Source organism: Streptomyces sp. NPDC046977, from assembly GCF_040644455.1.
GTDB lineage: Bacteria > Actinomycetota > Actinomycetes > Streptomycetales > Streptomycetaceae > Actinacidiphila.
In genome coordinates this window covers 25,648-50,222 of the sequence record NZ_JBEYWO010000005.1, presented here as the reverse complement: position 1 = coordinate 50,222, position 24,575 = coordinate 25,648, and the positions used below count along the sequence as shown (strand labels likewise).

Annotated in this window: 25 protein-coding genes and 1 tRNA gene; 9 read left to right on the top strand and 17 right to left on the bottom strand. The window is 73.9% G+C overall.

Features of this window, described 5'->3' with window-relative positions; genetic code table 11:
* Positions 1-51: 51 nt before the first annotated feature.
* Positions 52-984, bottom strand: a complete 933-nt coding sequence (locus ABZ883_RS09480) for an aldo/keto reductase (RefSeq protein ID WP_360904213.1) — start codon at positions 982-984, stop codon at positions 52-54.
* A 106-nt stretch (positions 985-1,090) separates the two neighbouring features.
* Between ABZ883_RS09480 and ABZ883_RS09475 the strand changes: the two genes are divergently transcribed.
* The gene (locus ABZ883_RS09475) at positions 1,091-1,270 is read left to right on the top strand and encodes a hypothetical protein (protein ID WP_360904210.1); all 180 of its coding nucleotides are present in this window, start codon (positions 1,091-1,093) and stop codon (positions 1,268-1,270) included.
* Positions 1,271-1,394: 124 nt separating this feature from the next.
* Here ABZ883_RS09475 and ABZ883_RS09470 read toward each other — a convergent pair whose 3' ends face one another.
* From ABZ883_RS09470 to ABZ883_RS09450, 5 genes are all read right to left on the bottom strand, one after another.
* Positions 1,395-1,925: a hypothetical protein gene (locus ABZ883_RS09470; RefSeq protein WP_360904207.1), complete on the bottom strand. Its 531-nt coding sequence runs from the start codon at positions 1,923-1,925 to the stop codon at positions 1,395-1,397.
* Positions 1,926-2,002: 77 nt separating this feature from the next.
* Positions 2,003-2,857: an RNA polymerase sigma factor SigF gene (locus ABZ883_RS09465; protein ID WP_360904204.1), complete on the bottom strand. Its 855-nt coding sequence runs from the start codon at positions 2,855-2,857 to the stop codon at positions 2,003-2,005.
* Between the two features lie 168 nt (positions 2,858-3,025).
* Positions 3,026-4,099: a SigB/SigF/SigG family RNA polymerase sigma factor gene (locus ABZ883_RS09460; protein ID WP_360904201.1), complete on the bottom strand. Its 1,074-nt coding sequence runs from the start codon at positions 4,097-4,099 to the stop codon at positions 3,026-3,028.
* A gap of 149 nt (positions 4,100-4,248) precedes the next feature.
* Positions 4,249-4,545 carry a Dabb family protein gene (locus ABZ883_RS09455; protein ID WP_360904198.1) on the bottom strand — a complete coding sequence of 99 codons (297 nt, stop codon included), beginning with the start codon at positions 4,543-4,545 and terminating at the stop codon, positions 4,249-4,251.
* A gap of 28 nt (positions 4,546-4,573) precedes the next feature.
* Positions 4,574-4,738 (bottom strand): hypothetical protein, encoded by a 165-nt coding sequence (locus ABZ883_RS09450; RefSeq protein ID WP_319663804.1) that lies wholly within the window; start codon positions 4,736-4,738, stop codon positions 4,574-4,576.
* Positions 4,739-5,159: 421 nt separating this feature from the next.
* Between ABZ883_RS09450 and ABZ883_RS09445 the strand changes: the two genes are divergently transcribed.
* Complete coding sequence (locus tag ABZ883_RS09445; protein WP_360904194.1) at positions 5,160-7,205, top strand: choice-of-anchor D domain-containing protein; 2,046 nt, start codon at positions 5,160-5,162, stop codon at positions 7,203-7,205.
* 203 nt (positions 7,206-7,408) lie between these two features.
* Here the strand turns inward: ABZ883_RS09445 and ABZ883_RS09440 are convergent, their stop codons facing one another.
* The 5 genes from ABZ883_RS09440 to ABZ883_RS09420 form a co-directional block, all read right to left on the bottom strand.
* Positions 7,409-7,936: a hypothetical protein gene (locus ABZ883_RS09440; protein ID WP_360904191.1), complete on the bottom strand. Its 528-nt coding sequence runs from the start codon at positions 7,934-7,936 to the stop codon at positions 7,409-7,411.
* A 180-nt stretch (positions 7,937-8,116) separates the two neighbouring features.
* A tRNA-Ser gene (locus ABZ883_RS09435) sits at positions 8,117-8,203 on the bottom strand.
* Positions 8,204-8,213: 10 nt separating this feature from the next.
* Positions 8,214-8,669, bottom strand: coding sequence for a tRNA adenosine(34) deaminase TadA (tadA, locus tag ABZ883_RS09430; protein ID WP_360904188.1), 456 nt, complete (start codon positions 8,667-8,669; stop codon positions 8,214-8,216).
* Positions 8,670-8,701: 32 nt separating this feature from the next.
* The gene (locus ABZ883_RS09425) at positions 8,702-9,244 is read right to left on the bottom strand and encodes a hypothetical protein (RefSeq protein ID WP_360904185.1); all 543 of its coding nucleotides are present in this window, start codon (positions 9,242-9,244) and stop codon (positions 8,702-8,704) included.
* Between the two features lie 221 nt (positions 9,245-9,465).
* Positions 9,466-9,666, bottom strand: a complete 201-nt coding sequence (locus tag ABZ883_RS09420) for a hypothetical protein (RefSeq protein WP_360904182.1) — start codon at positions 9,664-9,666, stop codon at positions 9,466-9,468.
* A 157-nt stretch (positions 9,667-9,823) separates the two neighbouring features.
* On the opposite strand from ABZ883_RS09420, the gene upp reads away from it, so the two are divergent.
* Positions 9,824-10,459, top strand: coding sequence for a uracil phosphoribosyltransferase (gene upp, locus ABZ883_RS09415; protein WP_360904179.1), 636 nt, complete (start codon positions 9,824-9,826; stop codon positions 10,457-10,459).
* Positions 10,460-10,539: 80 nt separating this feature from the next.
* Here the strand turns inward: upp and ABZ883_RS09410 are convergent, their stop codons facing one another.
* Both ABZ883_RS09410 and ABZ883_RS09405 read right to left on the bottom strand, forming a co-directional pair.
* On the bottom strand, positions 10,540-11,217 hold the full coding sequence (locus tag ABZ883_RS09410; RefSeq protein ID WP_360904176.1) for a LytR C-terminal domain-containing protein: 678 nt from the start codon (positions 11,215-11,217) through the stop codon (positions 10,540-10,542).
* 167 nt (positions 11,218-11,384) lie between these two features.
* Positions 11,385-11,681: a type II toxin-antitoxin system VapB family antitoxin gene (locus tag ABZ883_RS09405; RefSeq protein ID WP_319134963.1), complete on the bottom strand. Its 297-nt coding sequence runs from the start codon at positions 11,679-11,681 to the stop codon at positions 11,385-11,387.
* Positions 11,682-11,778: 97 nt separating this feature from the next.
* Between ABZ883_RS09405 and ABZ883_RS09400 the strand changes: the two genes are divergently transcribed.
* Positions 11,779-13,335, top strand: coding sequence for a helicase HerA-like domain-containing protein (locus ABZ883_RS09400; RefSeq protein ID WP_360904173.1), 1,557 nt, complete (start codon positions 11,779-11,781; stop codon positions 13,333-13,335).
* Here the strand turns inward: ABZ883_RS09400 and ABZ883_RS09395 are convergent.
* A complete protein-coding gene (locus tag ABZ883_RS09395; protein WP_360904170.1) occupies positions 13,332-13,946 on the bottom strand; it encodes an HhH-GPD-type base excision DNA repair protein in 615 nt (204 codons plus the stop codon). The genes ABZ883_RS09400 and ABZ883_RS09395 overlap by 4 nt on opposite strands.
* A 129-nt stretch (positions 13,947-14,075) precedes the next feature.
* On the opposite strand from ABZ883_RS09395, the gene ABZ883_RS09390 reads away from it, so the two are divergent.
* From ABZ883_RS09390 to ABZ883_RS09370, 5 genes are all read left to right on the top strand, one after another.
* Complete coding sequence (locus ABZ883_RS09390; protein WP_360904167.1) at positions 14,076-14,561, top strand: hypothetical protein; 486 nt, start codon at positions 14,076-14,078, stop codon at positions 14,559-14,561.
* Between the two features lie 158 nt (positions 14,562-14,719).
* Positions 14,720-16,945 (top strand): terpene synthase family protein, encoded by a 2,226-nt coding sequence (locus ABZ883_RS09385; RefSeq protein WP_360904164.1) that lies wholly within the window; start codon positions 14,720-14,722, stop codon positions 16,943-16,945.
* Between the two features lie 287 nt (positions 16,946-17,232).
* Positions 17,233-18,513, top strand: a complete 1,281-nt coding sequence (locus tag ABZ883_RS09380) for a hypothetical protein (protein WP_360904161.1) — start codon at positions 17,233-17,235, stop codon at positions 18,511-18,513.
* Between the two features lie 48 nt (positions 18,514-18,561).
* Positions 18,562-19,296, top strand: a complete 735-nt coding sequence (locus ABZ883_RS09375) for a siderophore-interacting protein (protein WP_360904158.1) — start codon at positions 18,562-18,564, stop codon at positions 19,294-19,296.
* Positions 19,297-19,951: 655 nt separating this feature from the next.
* A complete protein-coding gene (locus ABZ883_RS09370) occupies positions 19,952-20,467 on the top strand; it encodes a PaaI family thioesterase (protein ID WP_360904155.1) in 516 nt (171 codons plus the stop codon).
* On the opposite strand, the gene ABZ883_RS09365 is transcribed toward ABZ883_RS09370, so the two are convergent.
* The 3 genes from ABZ883_RS09365 to ABZ883_RS09355 are packed head-to-tail and all read right to left on the bottom strand — an operon-like array spanning position 20,460 to position 24,432.
* Positions 20,460-22,319, bottom strand: coding sequence for a GMC family oxidoreductase (locus tag ABZ883_RS09365; protein WP_360904152.1), 1,860 nt, complete (start codon positions 22,317-22,319; stop codon positions 20,460-20,462). The genes ABZ883_RS09370 and ABZ883_RS09365 overlap by 8 nt on opposite strands.
* Positions 22,316-23,737 (bottom strand): hypothetical protein, encoded by a 1,422-nt coding sequence (locus tag ABZ883_RS09360; RefSeq protein ID WP_360904149.1) that lies wholly within the window; start codon positions 23,735-23,737, stop codon positions 22,316-22,318. Before ABZ883_RS09360 ends, ABZ883_RS09365 begins: the two co-directional genes overlap by 4 nt.
* Positions 23,734-24,432: a GntR family transcriptional regulator gene (locus ABZ883_RS09355; RefSeq protein ID WP_360904146.1), complete on the bottom strand. Its 699-nt coding sequence runs from the start codon at positions 24,430-24,432 to the stop codon at positions 23,734-23,736. The genes ABZ883_RS09360 and ABZ883_RS09355 overlap by 4 nt, the downstream gene beginning before the upstream one ends.
* Between the last annotated feature and the right edge of the window lie 143 nt (positions 24,433-24,575).

Below are 24,575 nucleotides of genomic sequence, written 5' to 3'. Positions count from 1 at the left end.
AGGAACGGCCCGCCTCCGGTCAAGAAGGCGGGCCGGGCGGTAAAGCGCAGGTCAGGCGGATGCCTCGGTGAGCAGCTCCAGCTCCTCGGCGGTCAGCTCCAGCTCCGCCGAGGCCAGCAGCGCGGGCAGCTGCTCGGGCGTCCGGGCGCTGGCGATCGGTGCCACGACCGTCGGCCGGGACCGCACCCAGGCCAGCGCCACGCTCGCCGGCTCGGCGCCGTGCGCGGCGGCCACCTCGTCCAGCGCGGCCAGCACGCGCGGGCCGCGTGCGGACTCCAGGTAGGCACCTGCCGCGCCCGCGCGGGGGCTGTCCACCGCGACGCCGGGCCGGTACTTGCCGGTGAGGAAGCCGCGGGCCAGGCCGAAGTACGGGACCGAGGCCAGCCCGTGCGCCCGCACCACCTCGCGCAGCGCCCCCTCGTACTCCCGCTCCACCAGGTTGTAGTGCTGCTGGAGCGCCACGTACTTCGCCAGGCCCTCCCGGTCGGAGAACTCCAGCGAGGCCGTCAGCCGCTCCGGGCTGATGTTGGACGCGGCGATGTACCGCACCTTGCCCTCGCGGACCAGCGCGTCCATCGCGCCGACGATCTCCTCCACCGGCGTCTCGACGTCGTCGAAGTGCGTGTAGTAGAGGTCGATGTGGTCCGTGCCGAGCCGGCGCAGCGACTCCTCCGCCGCGGACTTGATCGTCTCGGCCTTCAGCCCCTTGAAGTCCGGGTGCGAGCCGACCTTGGTGGCGACGATCACGTCGTCGCGCCGCCCGCGCCCGGCCAGCCATGCGCCGATCAGGCGCTCGGACTCGCCGCCGCTGTGCCCGGGGACCCAGGCCGAGTAGGCGTCCGCGGTGTCGACGAAGTTGCCGCCGGCCGCGGTGTACGCGTCCAGGACGGCGAAGGAGGTCTCCTTGTCGGCCGTCCAGCCGAAGACGTTGCCGCCGAGGGAGAGGGGGAAGACATCGAGATCAGAACTGCCGATGAGTGCCATGGAACGTGCGACACCGTTTCGACGGGCGGTATTCCCGCACCCGTTCCCCGGTTGTCCGGGCCCCAGGGGTGACCGGCCCGACAGGACTTCGCTAGGGTCCTGCACCATGACTACCCCTGACAACAATTACGACCCGGCCGGCAACACCCAGATGTTCCGCGCCTTCGTCGACGAGGAGCCCGCGCAGGCCCAGGCCTCGGGCGGCGGCAACCGGACGGGACTGATCGTCGGCATCATCGCGGCCGTCGTGGTCGTGGCCGCCGTCGCCTGGTTCGCCCTGTCCTGACCCGTCACCGGTGCCCGGGCCGCCCGGTCACCGGAACAGTGCCGCCGGTTCGAGGCGGGAGTGTGCGCCCGGCCTGCTGAAGGTGCGCGCCCCGCCGGGCGCCCGGCCCACCGCGTTCGCGCGCTCACGGGACCCGGACGGAGACGTCCCGGGTCTCGGCGTGCATGCCCGGGGGGACGCGCCAGGCGTCGACGCACACCGTCCACGTGCGCATGGACCGCGCCCCGCCCGCGAGAGGCACCGGCACCGGGTCGCTGCTCCCGATCGTGGCCCAGTCGATGCCGAGCGGGCCGATGATGTGGGTGCCGAACAGCAGCGTGCCCGAAGTGGCCGGGCTGTCACCGGTGTTGGCCAGTGTCACCGTGACGTTCTCGCACCAGCGGTCCCCGGTGGCGGTACGGACCACCGCGCCCACCGCCAGGTGGGCGGCTCCGTCCGGCGAACCGGGCGGTGTCGCCGAGGGCACCGGGGACGGCGCGGTGGCCGTGGGCATGTTCATCGCGGCACTGCCCGCGGGGCCGGGGGCGCCGAGCGCGACCCGGCCCGCTCCCGCGCTCTCGCAGTCCGGGCCCAGGGCGGCGAAGGTGCCGAGGCAGACGACGGCGGCCGAGGCCGCGGCGAGTGCGCCCCGCCGACCGGTCGGTATGTGCGCCATCGCACCAGTGTAATGACGAACCGTCAGTACCGAGGGCCCGAACCGGCGCATCCGTCACGGCCGGTCCGGGCAACGGCTCAGTGCTCCGCGGTGAGTCCCTCGCGCAGCTGCGCCAACGTGCGGGTCAGCAGCCGGGAGACGTGCATCTGGGAGATGCCGACCTCCTCGCCGATCTGCGACTGGGTCATGTTGGCGAAGAAGCGGAGCATGATGATCCGCCTTTCGCGCGGCGGGAGTTGGGCGAGCAGCGGCTTGAGCGACTCGCGGTACTCCACGCCCTCCAGCGCGGCGTCCTCGTAGCCCAGCCGGTCGGCGAGCGAGCCCTCGCCGCCGTCGTCCTCCGGCGGCGGGGAGTCCAGCGAGCTGGCGGTGTAGGCGTTGCCGACCGCGAGGCCGTCGACCACGTCCTCCTCCGACACGCCCAGCGCGACGGCGAGTTCGGCGACGGTCGGCGAGCGGTCCAGCTTCTGCGCGAGCTCGTCGCTGGTCTTGGTCAGCGCCAGCCGCAGCTCCTGGAGCCGGCGCGGTACCCGCACCGACCACGAGGTGTCGCGGAAGAAGCGCTTGACCTCGCCGACGATGGTGGGCATCGCGAAGGTCGGGAACTCCACACCGCGGTTGCAGTCGAAGCGGTCGATGGCCTTGATGAGACCGATCGTGCCGACCTGGACGATGTCCTCCATCGGCTCGTTGCGGCTGCGGAAGCGCGCCGCCGCGTACCGCACGAGCGGGAGGTTGAGTTCGATGAGCGTGTCCCGCACATAGGCCCGCTCGGGGCTGTCGTCCGTCAGCTCGGAGAGCCGCAGGAACAGCGAGCGGGACAGCGTACGGGTGTCGACGACGGCGGGACCGGCGATGTCGAGGCTGTCGACAGGAGCATCGTGCGGCGCCTCGGTGTTCAGCACCTTCGGACTGCCCACTTCTACGGACATGCCACCCCCTTGAGGTCGCGGACGGGTGTCGCGGGCGACGGTTCGTTCCTCCACTGGAATACCGGAGGCCGGACCGCGACAAACGCTGTTCCCGCAGAATGTCACATGTCGGCAACACGCTGTAGCGCCATGTCGACTTATTTCCGCAGGGAGGGTCGCCCGCAAAGGTTACGATTCGAGCTGATTTGCGGATCGCAGCCGAGCGAAGCTCCGGGACAGCAAACGCGACACATGCATCTGCGAAACCCCCAGTTCCGCACTGATCTGGGACTGGGTCAGATTGCCGAAGTAGCGCAGCAGGAGGATCCGCCGCTCGCGCTCGGGCAGCTGCACCAGCAGATGCCGTACGAGGTCGCGGTGCTCGACCCCGGTCAGCGCCGGGTCCTCGTAACCGAGCCGGTCCAGCAGCCCCGGCGACCCCTCCCCGCCCTCCTGCGCCGCCTCCAGCGAGGTCGCGTGGTAGGCCCGCCCTGCCTCCAGGCAGGCCAGCACCTCGTCCTCGGACAGCTTCAGCCGCTCGGCGATCTCGGCGGTGGTGGGGGTCCGCCCGTGGGCCACCGTCAGGTCCTCGATGGCGCCGCTGACCTGCACCCACAGCTCGTGCAGCCGGCGGGGTACGTGGACGGTGCGGACGTTGTCCCTGAAGTAACGTTTGATCTCGCCGACCACGGTCGGCATCGCGAAGGTCGGGAACTGCACACCGCGCTCCGGGTCGAACCGGTCGATCGCGTTGATCAGCCCGATCGTGCCGACCTGGACGACGTCCTCCATCGGCTCGTTGCGGCTGCGGAAGCGCGCCGCCGCGTACCGCACCAGCGGAAGGTTGACCTCGATCAGGGCGGCCCGCACGCGCGCGTGGTCCGGGGTCCCCGGCTCCAGCCCGGTCAGCTGCTCGAACAGCACCTGGGTCAGGGCCCGTGCCTCGATCGCGTTGGTGTTGGTGGTCCCGGAGCGGGTCCCGCCGGGCCGGCCGACCGGGCGGCCCGTGCCGTCGGGACCGGATCCGCCCTCCTGGGACTCCCCGGCCTCCGGAGCGGCGTGACCGTCCTGGGCGTCGGGGACCGCCGTGTCCTTCGCGTCACCGGCGGGCTCCCGCCCGTCGTGGCCGTCCGCGGCCTCCCGGGCACTGTGGATCCGCCGGCCGTCCCGGCCGCTCCCTCCCTCGCCCCGGGCGTCCTCCGTACCGGTCCCGCTGTCGTCGCCGGGAATTGCTGGTGACGCCGTACGGGCCGACACGGGCATGCCACTCCTCATCGGTCCACTCATCCGGCAAAAGCGGTCATAGCATCACAATTCATGTGCACTGTGTGCAAGCGAGGCGCGGTGCTAGACGAAAAAGCCCTCCGCCCGGCGGGCGAAGGGCTGTTCGGGACCGGGGTCGGCCGGGGCCGTCACTCGACGACGTAGTCGGCGACCACCCATGTGGCGAATTCCTGCCACTGCGCCACTCCTGCCTGGTGGGCGGGGTGCCACAGATAGGCGGCGAGGTCGCTCTCGTCGGCGACCGAGGCGTTGAGGGCGAAGTCGTAGGCGATGGGGCGCGGCGAGATGTTCCAGCCGAGCTCCCAGGAGAGGAGTTCCGGGATCAGGCCGTCGAGCTGCTCAAAGGCCCGCACGCCCGCCACCACGCGCGGGTCGTCGCGTTCGACGCCCTCGTTGAGCTTGAACAGGACCAGGTGGCGAATCATGGCGCCGGCTCCTCGAGGTCGTGGCCGATCAGTTGATCAGCGCGGTCATGAACTCACCGACGCCCTTGGCGGCGTCCGATATGCCCTGGAAGCCCACCTGTACAAGATCAGCGGCACGTCCGGGCGACGTGATGATCGTATAGAGCACGAAGACCACGAGGACGTACATGGTGACTTTCTTCGCCTGCGCCATGGCTGGAGTGTATCCACCGGATGGGCTAATCAGGCGGTCTCATGTGGCGTCACCTCAGGCTCTTCGCAGGTGCTCCCGAGAGGTGGCCGCGGCGCCTCGCGGGCGGGCCCGCAACGCCCCCGCGGCCTGCCCGGACGGCCGTGCGCGGGGCCGTGCGCGGGGTCGTGCCGCGCCGCCCGGCGCGGGGCCGACGGGGCGTCAGCGGGCCCGGCTCCCGTGCCGCCTTCCGGGCCGTCAGTTCCCGCGTCCGCGGAGCGGCCCGCCCGGTGATCACCCGGATGCGGACGCCCGGTGGCAGGGGCATTCCCCCGCCCCTACGGTGCGTAATTGACTGATCACCATACGGAAAACGCGCTGCGTCCCCCCACGACCGCGCCACTTTGCGGAGGTTTCCTTGACCGTGCGTCAGATATCCCGACGCTTGTCCCTCCCCCGTGTCGCGGCCGCCGTCGTCGCCCCGGCACTGCTCGCGCTCGGGCTGCCCGCCGTCCTGCCGGCCGCGGCCGCCGGGACCGGCACCCCCGTGTCCCCGCTGACGCTGCAGCGGACCGTGACGACGGCGGGCGACGGCTTCGCCCACGCCGGCGGCGCGGGCGGCACCGGCGCACGGCTCGCGGCGGAGCCCCCGAAGGGCAGCACGCTCGACGCCGGTGTCGTGTTCTTCTCCTCCGACAGCGCTCCCGCCGACCCGGCGGGCGTCGCCAGTGCCTACCACTTCGGCGACGGCACGACGTCCGTGACCCTGCCGGACGCCGCCGTCACCACCACGACCGTCGGCGGCCGCACCATCGCCATGGCACAGGTGCCGGCCGACTTCACCGGCCGGGCCGCCGACGCCACCTTCACCGGCACCGTCGACGGGGGCACCGCGACCCGCTGGCGGCTCGCCGCCACCTACACCGGGGGCGCCGCCAAGGGCGCGGTCCCCAAGCGCGTGGTGCTCGTCGCCGGTCCCGCCGCCCTGGTCGAGGACGGCGACACCCCGCGTGCCGCGGTCCCGCAGATCGCGGCCGCGGCGGCACGGACGGTACGGGTCGGCGGTCTGCTCGACGACGCCGTCGGCGCCGCGGCCTCCCCGGTCGGGGTCCGCGTCGACAGCGGGGCGACCCAGGGGTCACCGGTGACCATCGGCGCCGGGGAGTTCGCCGCCGTCGGCGACAGCGCCTGGCAGCCGGGGGCGACCACCGCGGACGGCAGGTTCACCGGCGGCCGCGGCACCGCGGGCGTCGCCCTGGCGTACGGCTTCAGCTACCCCCAGGCCGCCCAGCCCGAGTTCAGGACGTCGAGCATCACCGACGTCGACGGCGGCGGCCTCGCCCCCGGGGACGCCGTCGCCGTCTCGCGCTCCGTGGTGAACACCGGCGACGCCCCCGCCACGGGCGTCGTCCTCACCGACACCCTCACCAATCTCACCGGCGTGACGAACGTCCGGGTCGACGGTGCCACGCCGCCGCCGGACACCGTCACCGTCACCGCGACGTCGGTCACCGCGCGGCTCGGCACCGGCGCGGGTGCCGCGTCCGGCGGCACCCTGGCCGCCGGAGGGACGGTGACCCTCTCCTACACGGCACGGGTGGCCGCCGCCCCCTCCGGCCCGACCGCGACCTCCTCGGCCACGGTGGCCTTCGGCAACGGGGTGGCCGGACCCAGCGACCTGAACCTGGGCATCGCCACGCCCGACATCGCGCTGAGCCCGGCGAGCCTGGACTTCGGCAGCGCACCGCTGAACACCACCGGCGCGGCACGGACGTTCACGCTCACCAACCGCGGCACCACGCCCCGGACCGTGAACGGCGTGACCCTGTCCGGCGCGGACACCGCGGACTTCGCGCTCGGCACCGGCACCTGCGCGGGCACCCTCGCCCCGCGGGCGCACTGCACGATCGCCGTGACCTTCCGGCCCACGGCGGCCGGGCCGCGCACCGCCGCGCTGACCGTGGACACCACCGCGGGCGTCCGCAGCGCGGCGCTGTCCGGCACGGGTCTCGCGGCCACGGGCGGCACCGCCGATGTGCAGATCACCCTCAGCGCGCCCGAGGGGGTCGGGCCGCGCGGCCCGATGACGTACACCGTGCGGGTGGTCAACAACGGCCCGGACACCGCCACCGGCGTGGCCGCCACGCTGGAGCTCCTCGGCCGCGGACGCCCCTTTGAGGACGATCCGGGCCCGGGCCCCGAGGACGGCCCCGTCCCCGACATCACCTGGTGGGGGGCGAGCACCCGCGCCGCCTCCGGCGGTGTGCGGTTCCTCAGCGGCGGCGGCCCGCACCCGTCGATCCAGCGGGTCGTGTGGACCATCGGCGATCTGGCGCCCGGGCGTACGGCGACCTTCGAGGTCGACCTGACCGCTCCGTCCCGCCTCGGTCCGGTCATCTCGACGGCCCGTGCCGTCACCGGCACGCCTGACCCCGACCCGGAGAACAACGTCGCGACCGTCACCACCCGGGTGACGCGCGACGAGGACTGATCCGCGGCGCGGGCGGCAGGCCCGGCAGCTCCGGCTGCCGGGCCTCCGGCGATCGGTGATGTCGCGCCCGGGCGTACGGCGACCTTCGAGGTCGACCTGATCGCGCCGTCCGGCTTCGGGCCGGTCACCGTCGTCACCTGGGTGACGGCGCGGGCGGCAGGCCGGCGACGACGCGGGGCCCGGCAACTGCGGCTGCCGGGTCGTCAGCCGATCGGACGCACGCTCGCGCCGATCTGCTTCATGCACGCGTCGTCGTACGCCAGCAGGGTGACGATCCCCTTCATGCTGCCGCTGTACTCCGCGACCATGGTCCAGCCGCGCTGCTGGAGGATCACGCGGATGTCGTAGATCCCACCGGTTCTGTCCTTGTGCCGCACGGGCTCCTGCCGCTGCCGCCAGTCACGTTCGCGCAGCTCGCGCACGAGCGCGTCGTAGCGCTCGGTGGCGATCGCGGTCTGCCGGCCGACGGCCTTGTAGCCGAGGCCGCACGACCGCGGCGTGCCCGCCGGGGCGTCCTCGTTCAGCCCCGAGTACTCCGGTTCGCTCGCCGGTACCTCCGCGTCCGCCGCGGCGGTGTCGAGGTCCGCCCGTACGACCTGCCTCGTCAGCGGTCCCGTGCCCGTGGGCCGCGGTGACAGCGGGGCGGCAGCCGCTCCGGTGCCGGTGTCGCAGCCCGCGGCTCCGAGCGCGATGACCGCTGCCGCGGCGGCAGCCCACTTCGTCCTGCGCACAGCTGAACCCCTCCCAGGTCCGCGGGGCCGTGTGCCCCCCCATGATCAAGAGAGGAGTCTGTCACTCGCGGGAGTACGGGGCCGAGCGATTTCCGGGCCGTGGGGGTTCCGCGGCGGTTGCCAAAGCCGAAGGGCGGCGACCAGGAAACTTCCTGGTCGCCGCCCTTCACCTGCTCAGAGCGGTAGCGGTGGGATTTGAACCCACGGAGGAGTTGCCCCCTCACACGCTTTCGAGGCGTGCTCCTTAGGCCGCTCGGACACGCTACCGAGGGAGAGCTTAGCGGACGTCCGGGTGTGCTCCGAAATCGTTTGTGCGAAAGAAGCGCGTGAGCAGCTCACCGCACTCCTCCGCGAGCACCCCGGAGATCACTTCCGGGCGGTGGTTCAGGCGCCGGTCGCGCACCAGGTCCCAGAGCGAACCGGCCGCGCCGGCCTTCTCGTCGAGGGCGCCGTAGACCACACGGTCCAGCCGGGACAGGACCACGGCGCCCGCGCACATGGTGCACGGCTCCAGGGTCACGACCAGCGTGCAGCCGCCCAGCCGCCAGGAACCGGCCGTCCTGGCGGCCTCGCGGATCGCCAGGACCTCAGCGTGGGCGGTCGGGTCGCCGGCCGCCTCCCGTTCGTTGCGGCCCCGGCCGATGACCGTGCCGTCCGCGGACAGCACGACCGCGCCCACCGGCACGTCGCCGGTGCGCGGGGCGAGGGTCGCTTCGTGGAGGGCGAGCCGCATGGGCTCGGCCCAGGGGTCGCGGAGCGGGTCGGTCAGCGGACCGCCTCCAGAACGTCCGCGCAGCCCAGCGAGTCGGCGATCTCGCCGAGGGCCTCGCCCGTCAGCGCGCCGTCGCCGCTGAGCGCGAGCAGCTCCTTGTCGTCCATCCCCAGGTCCTTGAGGAGCTCGGCGTCGCCGAGGGGGCCCACGGGGACGTGTACCTCCTTCGGCCCCGGCACCACGTCGTCGTCGAGTTCCTCGCTGTCACCCTCCTCGGTGCCGTCGAGGTCGACGATCTCGTCCAGGTCCTCGGGGTCGCGCCCGAGCAGCTCGTCGGTGAGCAGGATCTCGCCGTAGGAGCTGCGGGCCGCCGCCGCGGCGTCGGACACGTAGATCCGGGGGTCCTCCTCACCGTCGACGCGGACGACGCCGAACCAGGCGTCCTCCTGCTCGATGAAGACCAGGACCGTATCCTCCTCGGTCGAGGCGGCGCGGGCCACCTCGGTCAGGTCGCCGAGGGTTTCCACATCGTCGAGATCGGTCTCGCGCGCTTCCCAACCGTCCTCGGTGCGCGCGAGCAGTGCGGCGAAATACACCGTGACTCTCCCACAGGTCTCAGGCCGTCCGGACTTTCGGGCGGGAGCCGGATGATCAGCTCGGGGTCCCCGCCCACACTCGGCATCGTGGCAGAAACCTCGGCTTTGCGAAGGGTCTTCCGCGCGTGCCGCGTGCCAGGGCTTCCGGCTTTTTCCCTGCGGCGGCCTGCGCGGACCCGCCGGAACAGCTCCGGCGGGGGTGGTTCGCCCGTCCCGGTGGCCTACCAGCGGAAGGTGCGCATCCGCATCTGCTGGCGCGCCCGCGCCGCGCGCGCCCTGCGCGGCTGCACGCGGTCGCGGAGTTCCTTGGCCTCGTTCAGCTCCCGCAGGAACATCGCGCGCCGCCTTCTGCGTTCCGCGTCGCGCTCCTGCTGGGTACGGGCGTCGCTCTCGTCGGCGCCACCGTCGTCGTGCTCCCCCATGGGGCACCACCTCTAGTGATCCGCGGGGCCCGGGCGGGACGGTCCGGGCGCAATGGCTCGTCTTCCCCCTTCAGTGTGGTTTCAATGCGGCCCTTTGCACAGGCGCTCCGGGCGGCCGTTTCTGCCCGGCGCGGGCCACGCCGTTAAAGTCGTGGGCATGCGGATCCATGTCGTCGACCACCCTCTGGTGGCGCACAAACTCACCACGCTGCGCGACGAGCGCACCGACTCGCCGACCTTCCGGCGGCTGGCCGACGAGCTGGTCACCCTGCTCGCCTACGAGGCCACCCGTGACGTGCGCACCGAGCAGGTCGACATCACGACGCCGGTGGCGCGGACCACGGGCGTACGGCTCTCCCACCCGCGGCCGCTGGTCGTGCCGATCCTGCGCGCCGGCCTCGGCATGCTGGAGGGTCTGGTGCGCCTGCTGCCGACCGCGGAGGTCGGCTTCCTCGGGATGATCCGCGACGAGGAGACGCTGGAGGCCAAGACCTACGCCACGCGCATGCCGGAGGACCTGTCCGGCCGGCAGGTGTACGTGCTGGACCCGATGCTGGCCACCGGCGGCACCCTGATCGCCGCGATCGACCTGCTGATCGAGCGCGGCGCGGACGACGTGACGGCCGTGGTGCTGCTCGCCTCCCCGGAGGGCGTCGAGGCCATGGAGCGGGCCCTGGCGGGCAAGCCGGTCACCGTCGTCACCGCCGCCGTCGACAGCCACCTCAACGAGAGCGGCTACATCGTCCCGGGCCTCGGCGACGCGGGCGACCGCCTCTACGGCACCGCGGGCTAGCGGGCCGCCTGCGCGGATGTCAGGGCGGTACCGGGGCCGGTACCGCCCTGACGTTGTTGCGGGGGGCGGGTGCCCCCGCCCTAGCAGCCGGCGGGCCGGGGGGCCGTGCTCGGCTTGGCGAGGACGACGAGGTTCTGCTTGACGACCCTTTCGGCGGCGAGCGTGGTGAAGCCCTTGCCGATCATCAGGTCGACGGTGTTGGCCGCGTGCTTGCTCTTCGGGCCGGCGGGCTTGAGGGTGGTGGTGCCCTTGAACTGGGCGCCGACCAGCTTCATGGCCGCCTCGGCCTTCGTGCCGGAGCCGCCGAGCAGCAGGGCGGCGGCGGTGACCTTGCGGTCGTACGTGGGGTCGGCGTTGCCGAAGGTGCCGATCTTGAAGCCCCGGGCGGCGAGCTGGTCGGCGGTCTTCTTGGCGAGGCCGCTCTTGGGGGTCGCGTTGTAGACGTTGACCGTGAGCTGCCCGGGCTCGGGGAAGGCGGTGGGTTTGGCGCCGGACGTACTGGGCGCGGGGGCGGCGGCCTTGCAGGCCCGCTCCTTGGAGGCGTTGGCCGCCTGCGCGGTCCTGCCCTTGGCCGCGGCGTCGCCGTCGAAGACATCGACCAGCTGCAGCGTGCCCCAGCCGGCGAGGCCGAGCACGGCGACGGTCGTGACCAGTACCGTCACGATCCTGAACCGGCTCCGCGGACGGCGCATTCGTGGGTACTGGTTCCCGGTGACACGGTACTTCCCGCCCATGCCAGGGGGCGTCAGCATGCTCATGTGCGCAGCGTAGTGCGGGATTCCGACTTGGCCTACTAAACGATCAACCAATCGCGGCCAATCGGGACGACTTGAACCCGAAAGGGTCAACAATCGGCTGAACGGATGTCAGGACCGGCCCGAAAGTGCCGCCTCACCGGTCCGGGCCGATGCGGACCGGACCGGCGTCAGTCCATCTCCAGCACGCGCGCGTGCAGCACCTGGCGCTGTTGGAGCGCCGCGCGCACGGCGCGGTGCAGCCCGTCCTCCAGGTACAGGTCGCCCTGCCACTTCACCACGTGGGCGAACAGGTCCCCGTAGAACGTCGAGTCCTCGGCGAGCAGGGTCTCCAGGTCGAGTTGCCCCTTCGTGGTGACCAACTGGTCGAGGCGTACCGGACGTGGGGCGACGTCCGCCCATTCACGGGTGCTTTTCCGGCCGTGGTCGGGATACGGCCGCCCGTTTCCGATGCGCTTGAAGATCACACGGAAAGCCTACCGGGCAAGGGCGTACGGGCGCAGCAATGGCGCAGGAGTGCGATGGTGGGCAAATACGGTGATAGCGGGAGCAGCGGAGCAGCCCATGACCACGCCGACGACGCCCGACGCCGCCCGGGCCATCGCCCAGGGGTACGCGTTCACCGGACCGGCGCTCGATCTCGGGGCGCTCCTGTGGGACGGACGATGCCTTCCGGACGCCCCCGTCCGCGTCCCGCTGGGCATGCTCAGCCGGCACGGGCTCGTCGCCGGCGCGACCGGCACCGGCAAGACCAAGACGCTCCAGCTGATCGCGGAGCAGCTGTCGGCCCAGGGCGTCCCCGTCTTCCTCGCCGATGTGAAGGGCGACGTCTCCGGTGTCTGCGCGCCCGGGACGGCGGGGGACCGCGTGGCGCGGCGCGCCGCCGAGACCGGCCAGGAGTGGTCGCCGCAGGGCTGCCCCGCCGAGTTCTACGCCCTCGGCGGCATCGGCCCCGGCATTCCGGTGCGGGCCACGGTGACGAGCTTCGGCCCGGTGCTGTTCTCCAAGGTGCTCGGGCTCAACACGACGCAGGAGCAGTCCCTCGGCCTGATCTTCCACTACGCGGACAGCAAGGGCCTGGAGCTGGTCGACCTCAAGGACCTGCGGGCCGTGGTCGCCTTCCTCACCTCGGACGAGGGCAAGGGCGAGCTCAGGGGGATCGGCGGGATCTCGCCGGCGACCGCCGGGGTCATCCTGCGCTCGCTGACGGCCTTCGAGGCGGAGGGCGCCGGCCCCTTCTTCGGGGAGCCGGAGTTCGACACGGCCGAGCTGCTGCGGACGGCGGAGGGGGACGGACGCGGAATCGTGTCCGTACTGGAACTCGCGGCCGTGCAGGACCGGCCGCGGCTGTTCTCGACGTTCCTGATGTGGCTGCTGGCGGACCTCTTCGAGGAACTGCCCGAGGCCGGCGACCTGGAGCGGCCGAAACTCGTCTTCTTCTTCGACGAGGCGCACCTGCTCTTCAACGGGGCGAGCAAGGCCTTCCTGGAGGCGATCACGCAGACGGTGCGGCTGATCCGCTCCAAGGGCGTGGGGATTTTTCTGGTGACGCAGACGCCGAAGGACGTGCCCGCCGAGGTGCTGGGCCAGCTCGGCAACCGGGTCCAGCACGCGCTGCGCGCCTTCACCCCGGAGGACGCCAAGGCGCTCAAGGCGACGGTCCGCACCTTCCCGGTCTCCCCCTACGACCTGGAGGAACTGCTCACCGGTCTCGGCACCGGCGAGGCGGTGGTCACGGTGCTCGGCGAGAACGGCGCCCCCACCCCGGTCGCCGCCACCCGGCTGCGGCCGCCGCGGTCGCTGATGGGACCGGTCGCCCCCGAGGCGCTGGACGCGGCGGTCAAGGGCTCGGCGCTGTACCCGCGCTACGCCCAGGCGGTGGACCGGGAGTCGGCGTACGAGCGCCTGAGCGAACGGGCCGCGGCGCAGGCGGCTCCTCCTCCGTCCGCGTCCCGGGAACCCGGGGAACGCGAGCGGGGGCCGAAGGAGGAACCGGGCGTCGTGGAGCAGGTGATGGGCAGCGGCGTCTTCCAGTCGCTGGCCCGCTCCGTCGGCACGCAGATCGGGCGCGAGATCACCCGGTCCCTCTTCGGCACGTCCAAGCGGCGGCGGCGCCGCTAGCCCTTCTTCTGGGGTTTCGCGGGTTTCTCGGGCTGGGCCGCCTTCGCCGCGCGCTTGGCCTCCTGCTTGAAGGCGCGCACCTTGTCCAGGGACTCCGGGCCGGTGATGTCGGCCACGGAGCGGAACGAGCCCTGGTCGCCGTAGGAGCCGGCGGCCTCGCGCCAGCCCTCGGGGGTGACGCCGAGCTGCTTGCCGAGCAGGGCCAGGAAGATCTGCGCCTTCTGCTTGCCGTAGCCGGGCAGGTCGCCCAGCCGGCGCAGCAGCTCCTTGCCGTCGCGTACGCCGCGCCAGACCGCCTCGGCGTCGCCGTCGTAGTGCTCGACGAGGTACTGGCACAGCTGCTGGACGCGCTTGGCCATCGAGCCCGGGTACCGGTGCACGGCCGGCTTCTCGGAGAACAGGGCGACGAAGGCCTCGGGGTCGTACGCCGCGATCTCGTGGGCGTCCAGGTCGTCGCGGCCCATGCGCGTGGCGAGGGTCCAGGGGCCGGTGAAGGCCCATTCCATCGGGATCTGCTGGTCGAGGAGCATGCCGACGAGGGCGGCGAGCGGGCTGCGGCCGAGCAGCGCGTCGGCCTCGGGCTGCTGGGACAGCCGGAGTGTGGTTGCCATGGACCGATCATCCCGCGGGCGGGGCGGCGCCGCTCCCGCGTCACCCGGACGGCTCAGCGCGGATGGCCGAACGGCCGGCACGGGCGGACCGTGTGAGGAGTCAGCCACCGACGCGATGGGAGCGTTGTGATGAGCCAGCAGACGCAGTCGGTCAAGCAACCGCACCACCACTCGGGCTGGGCGACCGGCGGGACCGTGTTCGCGGGCGTCCTGATGATGGTCTCCGGTGTCTGGGCCATCCTCGAGGGCATCTCCGCCATCGCCAAGGACGACGTCTGGGTCCGGCTGGGCCACTACATCTTCAAGTGGAACCTGACGGCCTGGGGCTGGATCCACCTCGTGCTGGGAGTCCTCGTCCTCATCGTCGGCACGGCGCTGCTCTCCAGCGCGCCGAAATGGGCACGGGTCGCGGGTGTGGCGCTGATCGCGTTCAACATCCTGGTCAACTTCGCCTGGCTGCCCTACACGCCGTTCTGGGCCTTCCTGATGATCGCGATCGACATCTTCATCATCTGGGCCCTGTGCCGCGGGTGGGGCGACCACCCCGACCACTTCGACCACCACGGCGGGGACGGCCACCACGGCAGGGACGACAAGCTGGGCCACCCGGCCTGACCGGTCGGCGGCCGGCCCTGCCGTGCACGAGCACGCCGCGGCCCCGGAGGCGTCCCGAACGCCACCCGGGTCGCGGCGTCATGTTCGGTTCATCACCCCTTCGTGTGACATGACGGTTCTGCCGGATAGCCCCCACCCGCCTGGGTAGCGCTGAACGAGTGACGCAGCCATTTGAACTGCCCGACTTCTACCTGCCGTACCCGGCGCGACTGAACCCCCATCTGGAGGAGGCGCGGGAGCACTCCCGTACCTGGGCGCGGGACATGGGGATGCTGGAGGGCTCGGGCATCTGGGACACCGCCGACCTCGACGCGCACGACTACGCGCTGCTGTGCGCCTACACGCACCCCGACTGCCCGGGACCGGAACTCTCCCTGGTGACGGACTGGTACGTGTGGGTCTTCTTCTTCGACGACCACTTCCTGGAGACGTTCAAGCGCTCCCAGGACCGTCGCGGGGGCAAGGCCTACCTCGACCGGCTGCCCGCCTTCATGCCGATGGACCTGGCGCAGGACGTGCCGGAGCCGGTCAACCCGGTCGAGGCGGGGCTCGCCGACCTGTGGCGGCGCACCGTGCCCGCCATGTCGCCGGACTGGCGGCGGAGGTTCGCGGAGAGCACCGAGCACCTGCTCAACGAGTCGCTGTGGGAGCTGTCCAACATCAATGCGGGCCGGGTGCCCAACCCGGTGGAGTACATCGAGATGCGGCGCAAGGTCGGCGGCGCGCCGTGGTCCGCGGGCCTGGTGGAGTACGCGGCCGGGGCCGAGGTGCCCGCCGCGATCGCCGGGTCGCGGCCGATGCTCGTGCTGCGGGACGCCTTCTCCGACGCGGTCCATCTGCGCAATGACCTGTTCTCGTACCAGCGCGAGACCGAGGAGGAGGGCGAGCTCAGCAACGGTGTGCTCGTCCTGGAGACCTTCCTGGGCTGCACGACCCAGGAGGCGGCGGACTCCGTCAACGACCTGCTCACCTCCCGGCTGCACCAGTTCGAGAACACCGCGGTGACCGAACTGCCGCCGCTGTGCGCCGAGCACGGACTCGACGCGGCGCAGGGCGCCGCCGTGCTCGCGTACATCAAGGGCCTCCAGGACTGGCAGGCCGGCGGCCACGAGTGGCACATGCGGTCCAGCCGCTACATGAACGGCGGCGGCGCGGGAGCCCCCGCCCGCCCGGGCTGGTCGCCCTTCGCGCTGCCCGGCGGGATCGGGCTGTCGGCCGGCACGGTGGGGACCACCGGGCGCGCCGAGGCCGCCCGCGCGCGGGCCTTCACCCACCGGCCGCGGCGGGCCGGGCCGCTCCCGCTGCCCGACTTCCCCATGCCGTTCCCTGCCGGGCTCAGCCCGCACCTGGACGCGGCGCGGCGCCATGTCGTCGACTGGGCGCACCGGATGGGCATGCTGGAGCCGCAGCCCGGGGTTCCCCGCTCCTTCGTGTGGGACGAGCGCAAACTCGTCGCGTTCGACTTCGCGCTGTGCGCCGCGGGCATCCATCCCGACGCGTCCCCGGAGGACCTGGAGCTCAGCTCCGACTGGCTCACCTGGGGCACCTACGCCGACGACTGGTTCCCCGCCGTCTTCGGCCGCACCCGCGACCTGGCCGGCGCCCGTGCCGCCCACGACCGCCTCTCGGCGCTCATGCCGGTCGACGGCACGCCCGCTCCCGCCCCGCTCGACGCACTGGAGCGCGGGCTCGCCGACCTGTGGACGCGGACGTCCGGGCCGATGGCGCCCGAGGCGCGGCGGCGCCTCCGGGCCGCCGTCGTGAGCATGACCGCCAGTTGGCTGTGGGAGCTGGCCAACCAGGCGCAGAACCGCATCCCCGATCCCGTCGACTACCTGGAGATGCGCCGCCGCACGTTCGGGTCCGAGCTGACGATGAGCCTGTGCCGGCTGGGGCACGGTGAGGTACTGCCGGACGAGGTCCACCGCAGCGGGACGATGCGGTCGCTGGAGAACTCCGCCGCCGACTACGCCGGTCTGCTGAACGACGTCTTCTCGTACCGGAAGGAGATCGAGTTCGAGGGCGAGCTCCACAACGCCCTGCTGGTGGTGCAGAACTTCTTCGACTGCGACGAGAAGGCCTCGCTCGCCGTCGTCCACGACCTGATGGCCGGGCGCATGCGGGAGTTCCAGCACGTGGCGGCGAACGAACTGCCCGTGCTCTGCGACGACTTCGCCCTCGGCCCGGAGGCCCGCGCGGCCGTGGACCGCCATGTGCGCGAGCTGGAGAACTGGCTCGCGGGCATCCTCGCCTGGCACCGCGGCTGCCACCGCTACGACGAGGAGGAACTGCGCCGCCCGCCCGGCATCTCCCAGGCCCCCGCCGGACCGCGGGGACTGGGCACGTCGGCGGCCCGGCTCGCCGCGGCGCTCGGGGCGCGGTAGCGCGGGGACGGCTGCACGAGGGGGGCGGCCCGGGCGGGCCCCCCCTCCGCACCGGCCGGGCGGCCGCCGTCGCGGCGTGAATTCGGTTGCCCCGCCGGGGAGATGCCGGGGATGATCCGGCACATGACCGCCCCCACCTCCGACCGGAAGGGCGCGCGCCGCCCCGCTCGGTGAACCCCGAGGCCCCGGCCGTGCCGCCGGACATCCTCGTTCCCGGTCCCTCCCCTCCTGCCACGGGTCCGCCCCCGCCCGCCCTGTCGTGCCCGGACCCCTGGAGGAACTGACCCGTGAACCACGAAACGACCGACATCCGCCGCCTCATCGACGCCGGTGACACCGGCGGCGCGCTGCGCGCCCTGCGCGACCGGGCCGACACCGCCGACCCGGCCGCCCTCGCCCCGCTCGTCGAGGCCCTCGCCCGCCGGGCCGGCACCGGCGACCTGGCCGCGGCGGCCGCCGCGCTGTCCGCCGCACCGGACGGCGTGGCCGAGCTCTACGCGTACGGCTACGCCTGCGTGGAGGAGGGCGCCGCGTACCTGGCCGTGCCCGCCCTGCGCGCCGCGCTGCGCCGGACCCCGGACTCCCGCCGCGTCCTGGTCGAGCTGGTCGCCGCTCTGGAGCACGACGACCGCCACCGTGAGGCGCTGGAGCTGCTGAAGCAGCGTGCGACCGCCCTGGCCGACTGGCCCGAGCGCTATCTGCTGGCCCACAACGCGGTGATGGCGGGCGAGTTGGCGCTCGCCCGCGAGACCGCCGCCCGGCTTCCGGTGCCCGCGGGCGACGACGAGAAGTGGCTGCCCGCCGACGCCCGGCTGCGCCGTCTGCTCGCAAGGGCCGACGCCGTGGCCGGGGCCGCCGCCCTGGACGGGCAGGACCTGCGCGGCTGGCACTACGTGCTGACCGGGGGCGTGCTGGCGTCCCTGTCCCCGTACGGGTACGAGAGCATGACGGGGCGGTACGCCTACGTCCAGGACCGTCCGGACCTGTGCCGGGCCGCCCTGGACCGGCTCCGGCTGGCGCTCGCCGCGACCGGCACGGCACCCCGCGCGGTGGCGGCACTGCCCGACCGCTCCAGCCGGATCATGGGCCTGGCCGCCGCCCGCGTCCTCGAACTGCCCGTCGAGCCCTTCGCGCCGGGCCGCCCGGGCACCGTCGTCGTCGCCTACGACCTGGCCGGGGCCGACCCCCAGCTCCTGCGCGGCCTCCTGGACCCGGCCCCGGGGCAGGTGCTGTACGAGCACGCGACGTGCTGGACCCGGCCGCCCGCCGTGTCCGCCGACGTCAGCGGCCTGCTCGCGCAGCACTGCGTGGCACCCTGGGGCGAACGGCTGCGGCTCTCACCCGACGGCTCCCCCGGTGCCGTCCCGCCCGACGACCGCTCCGAGGACGAACTCGCGCAGGAGATCGTGGCCGCCGACCCGATGCCCGACCCGGGCGACGGCGGCACCCCGTCCGACCCGGACACCGGTTTCAGCGCCTTCGCGGCGCGGCTCGCCGGGCGGTGGCCGGACGGACGGCGCGAACGGTCGCCCGGCGCGGGGCCGGTGGCCGGCGCACGCTTCGCCTGACCTACGGTGGACCCGCATCTGCGGCCCCGCGGCGAGGAGTTCCCCCGAATGAACGCGATCAGCAGCCAACGCACCCCCCTGCGCGACCGGTTGCTCGACCGGTTCCTGCTGCACGGCACGGTGGTGTCCGTGGAGCGCGTGGCCGCCCGCATGCGGCGGCTGCGGATCGAGGGGCCGGGCATGGGCGAGGCGGCCTGCCGGCCGGGGCAGCAGGTGCGGGTGCACGTGGACGGGCTGACCCGGCGGACGTACTCGGTGTGGCACCACGACCCGGCGGGGGCGATCGAGGTGTGCGTACTGGAGCACCCGGAGCCGGGGCCCGGCGCCCGCTGGGGCGCGGCGGCGGAGGTGGGCACGCGGGTGCGGCTGGGCCGGCCGGAAGGGTCGTTCGTGCTCCGCCCGGAGGCCCGGCACCACGTCTTTGTGGGGGAGGAGACGGCGATGCCGGCGCTGGGCGCCATGCTCGCCGCGCTCCCCGGCGACGCGTCCGTGCACGGCTGCGTGGAGACGGCGACCGCTGAGGACCGGCTGCCCCTGGCGCACGCCGGCCGGCTCACCTGGCGGCTGCGGGGCGCGGCCTCCGCGGCCGCCTCCGAAGCACTCGCCGAGGCCGTCCGCACGCTGGACCTGCCGGACGACCCGGCGGGCGGCGTCGCCTACGTCGCGGGCGAGGCCCGCACGGTGCAGCTTGTGCGCAATGTGCTGGTCCGCGAACGCGGCTGGGAACGCCGGTCGGTGCTGACCAAGCCGTTCTGGAGCCCCGGCAAGCGCGGCATGGAGTGAGCGTCGGCACTTCGGTGCGAGCCGCGCGGCGGTGCGCGGCTGTGCGGGGTCGGCTGCCGTTGGCGTATGGCGGTCGGCTCACCCGGCGGCTGCGGGATGAGGCCTGCTGGCCGGCGGCGGCGCCCACGTCGCGGGCGAGGCCCGCACGGTACAACTCGTGGGCGATGTGGGGGTCCGCGAACGCGGTGGGGAGCGGCGATCGGTGCCGGCCGAGCCGTTCTGGGCTGCTGGCAGACGCTGCATGGTGTGAGCGTCGGCGCGTGGGCTGGGTGCCGTGCTTGCGGCGGTGCGCGGCTGTGCGGGGTCGGCTGCCATGGGCACACATCGGCCGGCTTACCCGGCGGTTGGGCGGCGCGGCTTCCGCAGGGGTCGGTGCCGACCAAGCCGTTCTGGAGTCCTGTCAGGCGCGGCATGGAGTGAGCGGCGGCGCAAGGGTTGGGCCGCGTTGCCTGGTGGTGCTTCGGCGCGCGGCTGTGCGGGGGCGGCCGGGTCACCTGGCGGTTCTGCGGCGTGGCCTGCGGCGTCGCCCACGTCGCGGGTGAGGCCCGCACCGTGCGACCGGTCCGCGCAGTCGTCCGCGCGGTGTCGGAAACGGTATCGAGGCCGCCGGGAGCGGCACTCCCGGTGGGGCGCGGTGGCGCCTAGGTTCGACGGCATGACGACGTACGAAGCCGCCACGACGACCCGTTCGCGCACGCACACCTGGCAGGCCCGGCCCGAGCCGACGGCCGCGGTCCTGGGCATGACCGGCCGCGAGATCCTCCAGGGCGCGCTGGACGGGCGGTTCCCCGCCTCCTCGATCATGAGCACGCTCGGCTTCCGGCTCGTCGGGGTCGGCGACGGGCACGCGGTCTTCGAGGGCGACCCCGGGGACCATCTGATCAACCCCATGGGCACCGTGCACGGCGGGTTCCTCGCCACCCTGCTGGACTCGGCGCTCGGGTCCGCCGTGATGACCCGGCTGCCGGCCGGGTCGACGTACACCACCGTTCAGTTGGGGGTGCACATGATCCGGCCGGTGCTCGCCGGGACGCCCACGCTGCGCTGCGAGGGCACCGCCCTGCACGTCGGCCGGACGACGGCCACCGCCGAGGCGCGCGTCACCGGCACGCACGACGGCAAGCTGTACGCGCACGGCACGACGACCTGCGCGGTGCTCCGGCTCAGCTGACCCGGGCCACCGCCGCCTCCGCCACGGCCAGCGCCATCGCCATGATGCTGAGCTGCGGATTCACCTCCGGGCAGCTGGGCAGCGCGGAGGCGTCGGCGATGTGGACGCCCGCCACGCCGCGCAGGCGGCCGTCCGGTCCGGCGGGCGCGGTCCGCGGGTCGGCGCCCATGGCCACGGTGCCGGTGGGGTGGAACGCCGACAGATGCAACTGACGTACCGTCACACGTGTCAGGACGTGGTGGAGTTCGGCGGGGCTGCGGACTCTTGGCGCGGCCGGGATGCCCGTGAGGACCTCCTGTGCGCCCGCGGCGAACAGCAGGTCGCCCATCGCGCGCACCGCGCGCAGCAGACGGCGGCCGTCGCGCGGGTCGACGTCGTAGCGCAGCAGCGGGCGCCCGCGGCCCAGCACACGGCCGCCCGGCCGGTCCGCGATCATCGCGCCGAACGTGGCCAGCCGGCCCGAGTCCTCCAGCTCCGCCCGCAACTCCCGTCCGACACCCGGCAGGACGAAGGAGCCCATGCCCGGCGGTGGGGCGGTGGCCTCGATGAGGATGCCGTCCGCGTGCAGTTCCTCCACGCCCGCGCTCTGCAGCACCGCGGGGCCGCCGTCCGCGACGGGCTCGGCGAAGCGCCCGGCCACGCTCGTCGCCGGGTGCACGGCGAGGTTGCGGCCGGTCCGCGGATGGTGTCCGAGGCCGGAGCGGCGCAGCAGCGGCGGGGTCTCCAGGGCCCCGGCGGCGACGACTACCAGCGGGGCCAGGATCTCCAGCGTGCTGCCGTCGGCGCGCCGGACCACCACCCCGCGGGCCCGCGGGCCGCCGGGCCGGTCCGGGTCGGTCAGCACCCGGCGCACCGACGCGCCGGTGACGATGCGCGCCCCGGCGGCGCACGCCTGCGGCAGCACCGACAGTTGCACGCTCTGCTTCGCCCCGGCCGGGCAGCCCACCACGCACTGGCACGAGCCGCGGCAGCCGGGCGCGTTGCGCCGCAGCGGGCCGGCCCGCCAGCCGAGTTCGCGGGCGCCGAGCAGGGCGAGCGTGCCGTTGCGGCCGAGGACGTCGAGCGGCTGGGTGGCCACGCGCAGGGTGCGTTCGACCTCGTCCAGGTGGGCGCCGAAGCGCTCCGCGTCCGCGAGGGCGCCGAGCCCGTGCCGCTCGCGCCAGCGGGCCAGCACGTGGTCCGGGGTGCGGTAGCAGGTACCGGAGTTGACGACGGTCGTGCCGCCGACGGCACGTCCGGTGGGTAGGACGAGCGGTGGGCTGCCCAGGGCGACGGTCGCGCCGCCGTCCCGGTACAGCTCGGCGAAGCGGTCCAGCGGCGCCCGGCGCCCGAACTCCGCGGTGGTGTGCCGGCGGCCCTCCTCCAGGACCAGGACCCGCAACCCGGCCCGCGCCAGGGTCCTGGCCGCCATGGCGCCGCCCGCGCCGGAGCCGATCACGACGGCGTCCGCGGTCGAGCGGTCCGGCCAGTGCGCGGCGGGCACGCAGTCGAGCGGCGGGTCCTGCGGGGCGGCCGGCACGGCGGCCGGTGCGCCCGTGCGCAGCATCCGCTCGGTCCCGGCCGCCAGCAGGACCGGCACCTTCACCACGTCGAGCAGTGGCAGCAGCGCGGGCCGGGCCGCGAGCCCGGTCAGCACCGCCTCCCGCCGGTCGGGCGTCAGCCGCTCCAGCCCGTGCCCGGTCCGGGTCCTGGCGTATCCGTCGACCGCGGCTGCCGCCGCCCGGAATCCGTGCCGCGCCGGTGCGGGCATCGCCGCGAGCAGACCCTCCAGCCGCCGGGCCACCCCGGCGGTCCAGTCGTCCCCGCCCTCGGCCGCCAGCAGGGCTGCCACCAGTCCCCGCACCGCGCTCACCGGTCGCCGACCTCCGCGTGGGCGGTGCCGTCCAGGGTCCATTCGGCCTCGGTGTGCCAGCGGCCCGACGCGCGGCGTTCGAGCAGGACATGGGCGTCGGCGGTCTCGCTGTTGCGGCAGACGGCGGCGGCGCCGTCGGGGTCGGCGTAGTCCAGGGCGAGGGTGCGCTCGGGGTGCTGGACGACCCGTACGGTGATGCGCCGCCGGCCGGCGCGGCCGGCGACGGTCCACTGCGGGAGGCCGATCGCGGCGGTGAAGCGCCGCAGTCCCGCGCGGCCGAGGGCGGGGCGCAGTCCGCCGCGCGGCCAGTCGCGGCCGTCCTTGCGCAACCGCAGGAAGACCAGCGGGGGAAGCCGGTCGAGCCCGGGCCGGGTGGAGACGGCGGCCACGATCTCCAGGACGTCGCCGCCCCCGAGGTCCGCGTGCAGCCACGCCCAGCGGCGCGCGTTGCCGTGCCCGTAGATGCGTGCGGTCGCGCCGGGCGCCCGGCGCAGGTCCAGTGCGCCGGAGCCGTGGCGGACACGGCCGGTGTAGTGGGCGTGCGGCGCCGGCACGATCTGCGCCGCCGGGAGCAGCGGCCGCCGCCACGACCAGCGGGGGAAGGTCCACAGCGGTTCGGCGTCCCCGGGGTCCTCGGCGAGGTCCCAGGACAGGGCGCCCGCGGTGCCGCGCAGCCGCCCCGGCACGGCCTCGACGCCGCCGGCCGCGAAGCCCTCCGGCACCCCGTCGGCGGCCGTCCACGGCACCGGCCCGAAGCGGGCGTGCTCGACGGGCTCCGCGCCCTTGGCGGGGAAGACGGCCGCCCAGCCGTGCGCGTGGGCCGCGCCGCCGTCGGACGGGGTGACGATCTCGTGGTGCAGCCACAGCCCGGCGCCGGTGGCGGGGTCGGTGGCGGTGGTGTACCAGACCTCGGTGCGGCCCGCGGCGGCGCCGGAGCGGGGCGCCCACTGCGCGCGGACCTCGTCGCGGACCGGGAAGCGGAAGCTCGCGAGGAACGGCCCGAGGGCGGAGGCGGTGCGGAAGCGCAGCGTCCCGGTGCCGGCCGGTTCCGGGGAGCCGTCCCGGGTGAGCGTGAACGGCAGGACGGTCATCGACCGCAGCGGGTGCCGCGGGGTGACCGACTTCCAGCCGTCGAGGACGCAACCGCGCCCGTCGAGGGTGAACTCCAGCCGGTAGTGGATGCGCCGCCGGGCCAGCGGCGAGATCTCCAGGGTGCCGGTGACCGCGGGGTCGTCGGCGCGGCCCGCGATGCGCAGCCGCCCGGTGACCCGGGCGGGCGTGGTGCGGTGGGGGAGCAGCAACCGGTCGCTGCGGACGGTGAGTTCCATGCGCACCGGCAGGTCGCGGTCCTCGCCGGACAGCCGGACGGTGCCGGTCATCGTCTCGGCGAAGACGGTGCCGCGGGAGCCGCCGCTCACCGGGCCGCCGCCTTCAGCCCGGCGCGCATGATGCGTTCGGTGGCGGTCAGATAGGCCTCGGCGGCCTCGCGGGCCACCGCCGCGTCGCCCGCCTCGACGGCGGCGACGACCGGTTCGAGCCGCGCGTGCGCCTCCTCCGCGTCCTGGAACGGACCGGACAGGTGACGCCGCATCGGCAGGTAGGCGTTGAAGAGGGTGTTGGTGAGCAGCACGTAGACGCGGTTGCCGGTCGCGCGGGCCAGCGCGCGGTGCACCTCGGCGTCGGCCAGCTGCACCGCGTCCGGGTCGGAGGCCTCGCGGACGGCCTCGATCCGTGTCCGCAGCCGGGTCCGGTGGGCGGCGGTGGCGCGCGAGGCGGCAGTGCCGGCGATCAACGTGCCCACGCCGTGCCGCACTTCGAAGATCTCGCCGAGCCAGCGCGCGTCGTGCCGGACGAGCATCGGCAGCAGGTCGGCGCCGCCGAGCCGCTCGTAGTCGCGCACGCGGGTGCCGATGCCGTGCCGGGTCTCCAGCAGACCGGCCTGCACGAGCCGTCCGAAGGCGTGCTTGAGCGTGGTGCGGGTGACGCCGTACCCCTCGGCGAGCTGCCGTTCGGGCGGCAGGAGCGTGCCGGCGGGGTGGCGGCCGGCGAGGATCTCCTCGCGCAGCCGGTCCTCCAGGACGTCCACGATCGACTCACGCGGCAGCGCTTCCATCTCACCCTCCAGTGGCTCAGTGGCTCATCCACTCAACCCAATCATCCGACGCCCCGTCAAGACCCGGGTGGCGAACGGTCCTCACCCGCACGGCCGTGCCCGGCCGCTCTCCGGTCGCCGTTCCCCGGTGAGCGGCTTACGTT

What these genes read in the sequence shown, in the direction of transcription:
- ABZ883_RS09480 (WP_360904213.1), bottom strand. Translation starts at nt 984, where the DNA reads ATGGCACTCATCGGCAGTTCTGATCTCGATGTCTTCCCCCTCTCCCTC.
- ABZ883_RS09475 (WP_360904210.1), top strand. Translation starts at nt 1,091, where the DNA reads ATGACTACCCCTGACAACAATTACGACCCGGCCGGCAACACCCAGATG.
- ABZ883_RS09470 (WP_360904207.1), bottom strand. Translation starts at nt 1,925, where the DNA reads ATGGCGCACATACCGACCGGTCGGCGGGGCGCACTCGCCGCGGCCTCG.
- ABZ883_RS09465 (WP_360904204.1), bottom strand. Translation starts at nt 2,857, where the DNA reads ATGTCCGTAGAAGTGGGCAGTCCGAAGGTGCTGAACACCGAGGCGCCG.
- ABZ883_RS09460 (WP_360904201.1), bottom strand. Translation starts at nt 4,099, where the DNA reads ATGCCCGTGTCGGCCCGTACGGCGTCACCAGCAATTCCCGGCGACGAC.
- ABZ883_RS09455 (WP_360904198.1), bottom strand. Translation starts at nt 4,545, where the DNA reads ATGATTCGCCACCTGGTCCTGTTCAAGCTCAACGAGGGCGTCGAACGC.
- ABZ883_RS09450 (WP_319663804.1), bottom strand. Translation starts at nt 4,738, where the DNA reads ATGGCGCAGGCGAAGAAAGTCACCATGTACGTCCTCGTGGTCTTCGTG.
- tadA (WP_360904188.1), bottom strand. Translation starts at nt 8,669, where the DNA reads ATGCGGCTCGCCCTCCACGAAGCGACCCTCGCCCCGCGCACCGGCGAC.
- ABZ883_RS09420 (WP_360904182.1), bottom strand. Translation starts at nt 9,666, where the DNA reads ATGGGGGAGCACGACGACGGTGGCGCCGACGAGAGCGACGCCCGTACC.
- upp (WP_360904179.1), top strand. Translation starts at nt 9,824, where the DNA reads ATGCGGATCCATGTCGTCGACCACCCTCTGGTGGCGCACAAACTCACC.
- ABZ883_RS09410 (WP_360904176.1), bottom strand. Translation starts at nt 11,217, where the DNA reads ATGAGCATGCTGACGCCCCCTGGCATGGGCGGGAAGTACCGTGTCACC.
- ABZ883_RS09400 (WP_360904173.1), top strand. Translation starts at nt 11,779, where the DNA reads ATGACCACGCCGACGACGCCCGACGCCGCCCGGGCCATCGCCCAGGGG.
- ABZ883_RS09395 (WP_360904170.1), bottom strand. Translation starts at nt 13,946, where the DNA reads ATGGCAACCACACTCCGGCTGTCCCAGCAGCCCGAGGCCGACGCGCTG.
- ABZ883_RS09390 (WP_360904167.1), top strand. Translation starts at nt 14,076, where the DNA reads ATGAGCCAGCAGACGCAGTCGGTCAAGCAACCGCACCACCACTCGGGC.
- ABZ883_RS09375 (WP_360904158.1), top strand. Translation starts at nt 18,562, where the DNA reads ATGAACGCGATCAGCAGCCAACGCACCCCCCTGCGCGACCGGTTGCTC.
- ABZ883_RS09370 (WP_360904155.1), top strand. Translation starts at nt 19,952, where the DNA reads ATGACGACGTACGAAGCCGCCACGACGACCCGTTCGCGCACGCACACC.
- ABZ883_RS09355 (WP_360904146.1), bottom strand. Translation starts at nt 24,432, where the DNA reads ATGGAAGCGCTGCCGCGTGAGTCGATCGTGGACGTCCTGGAGGACCGG.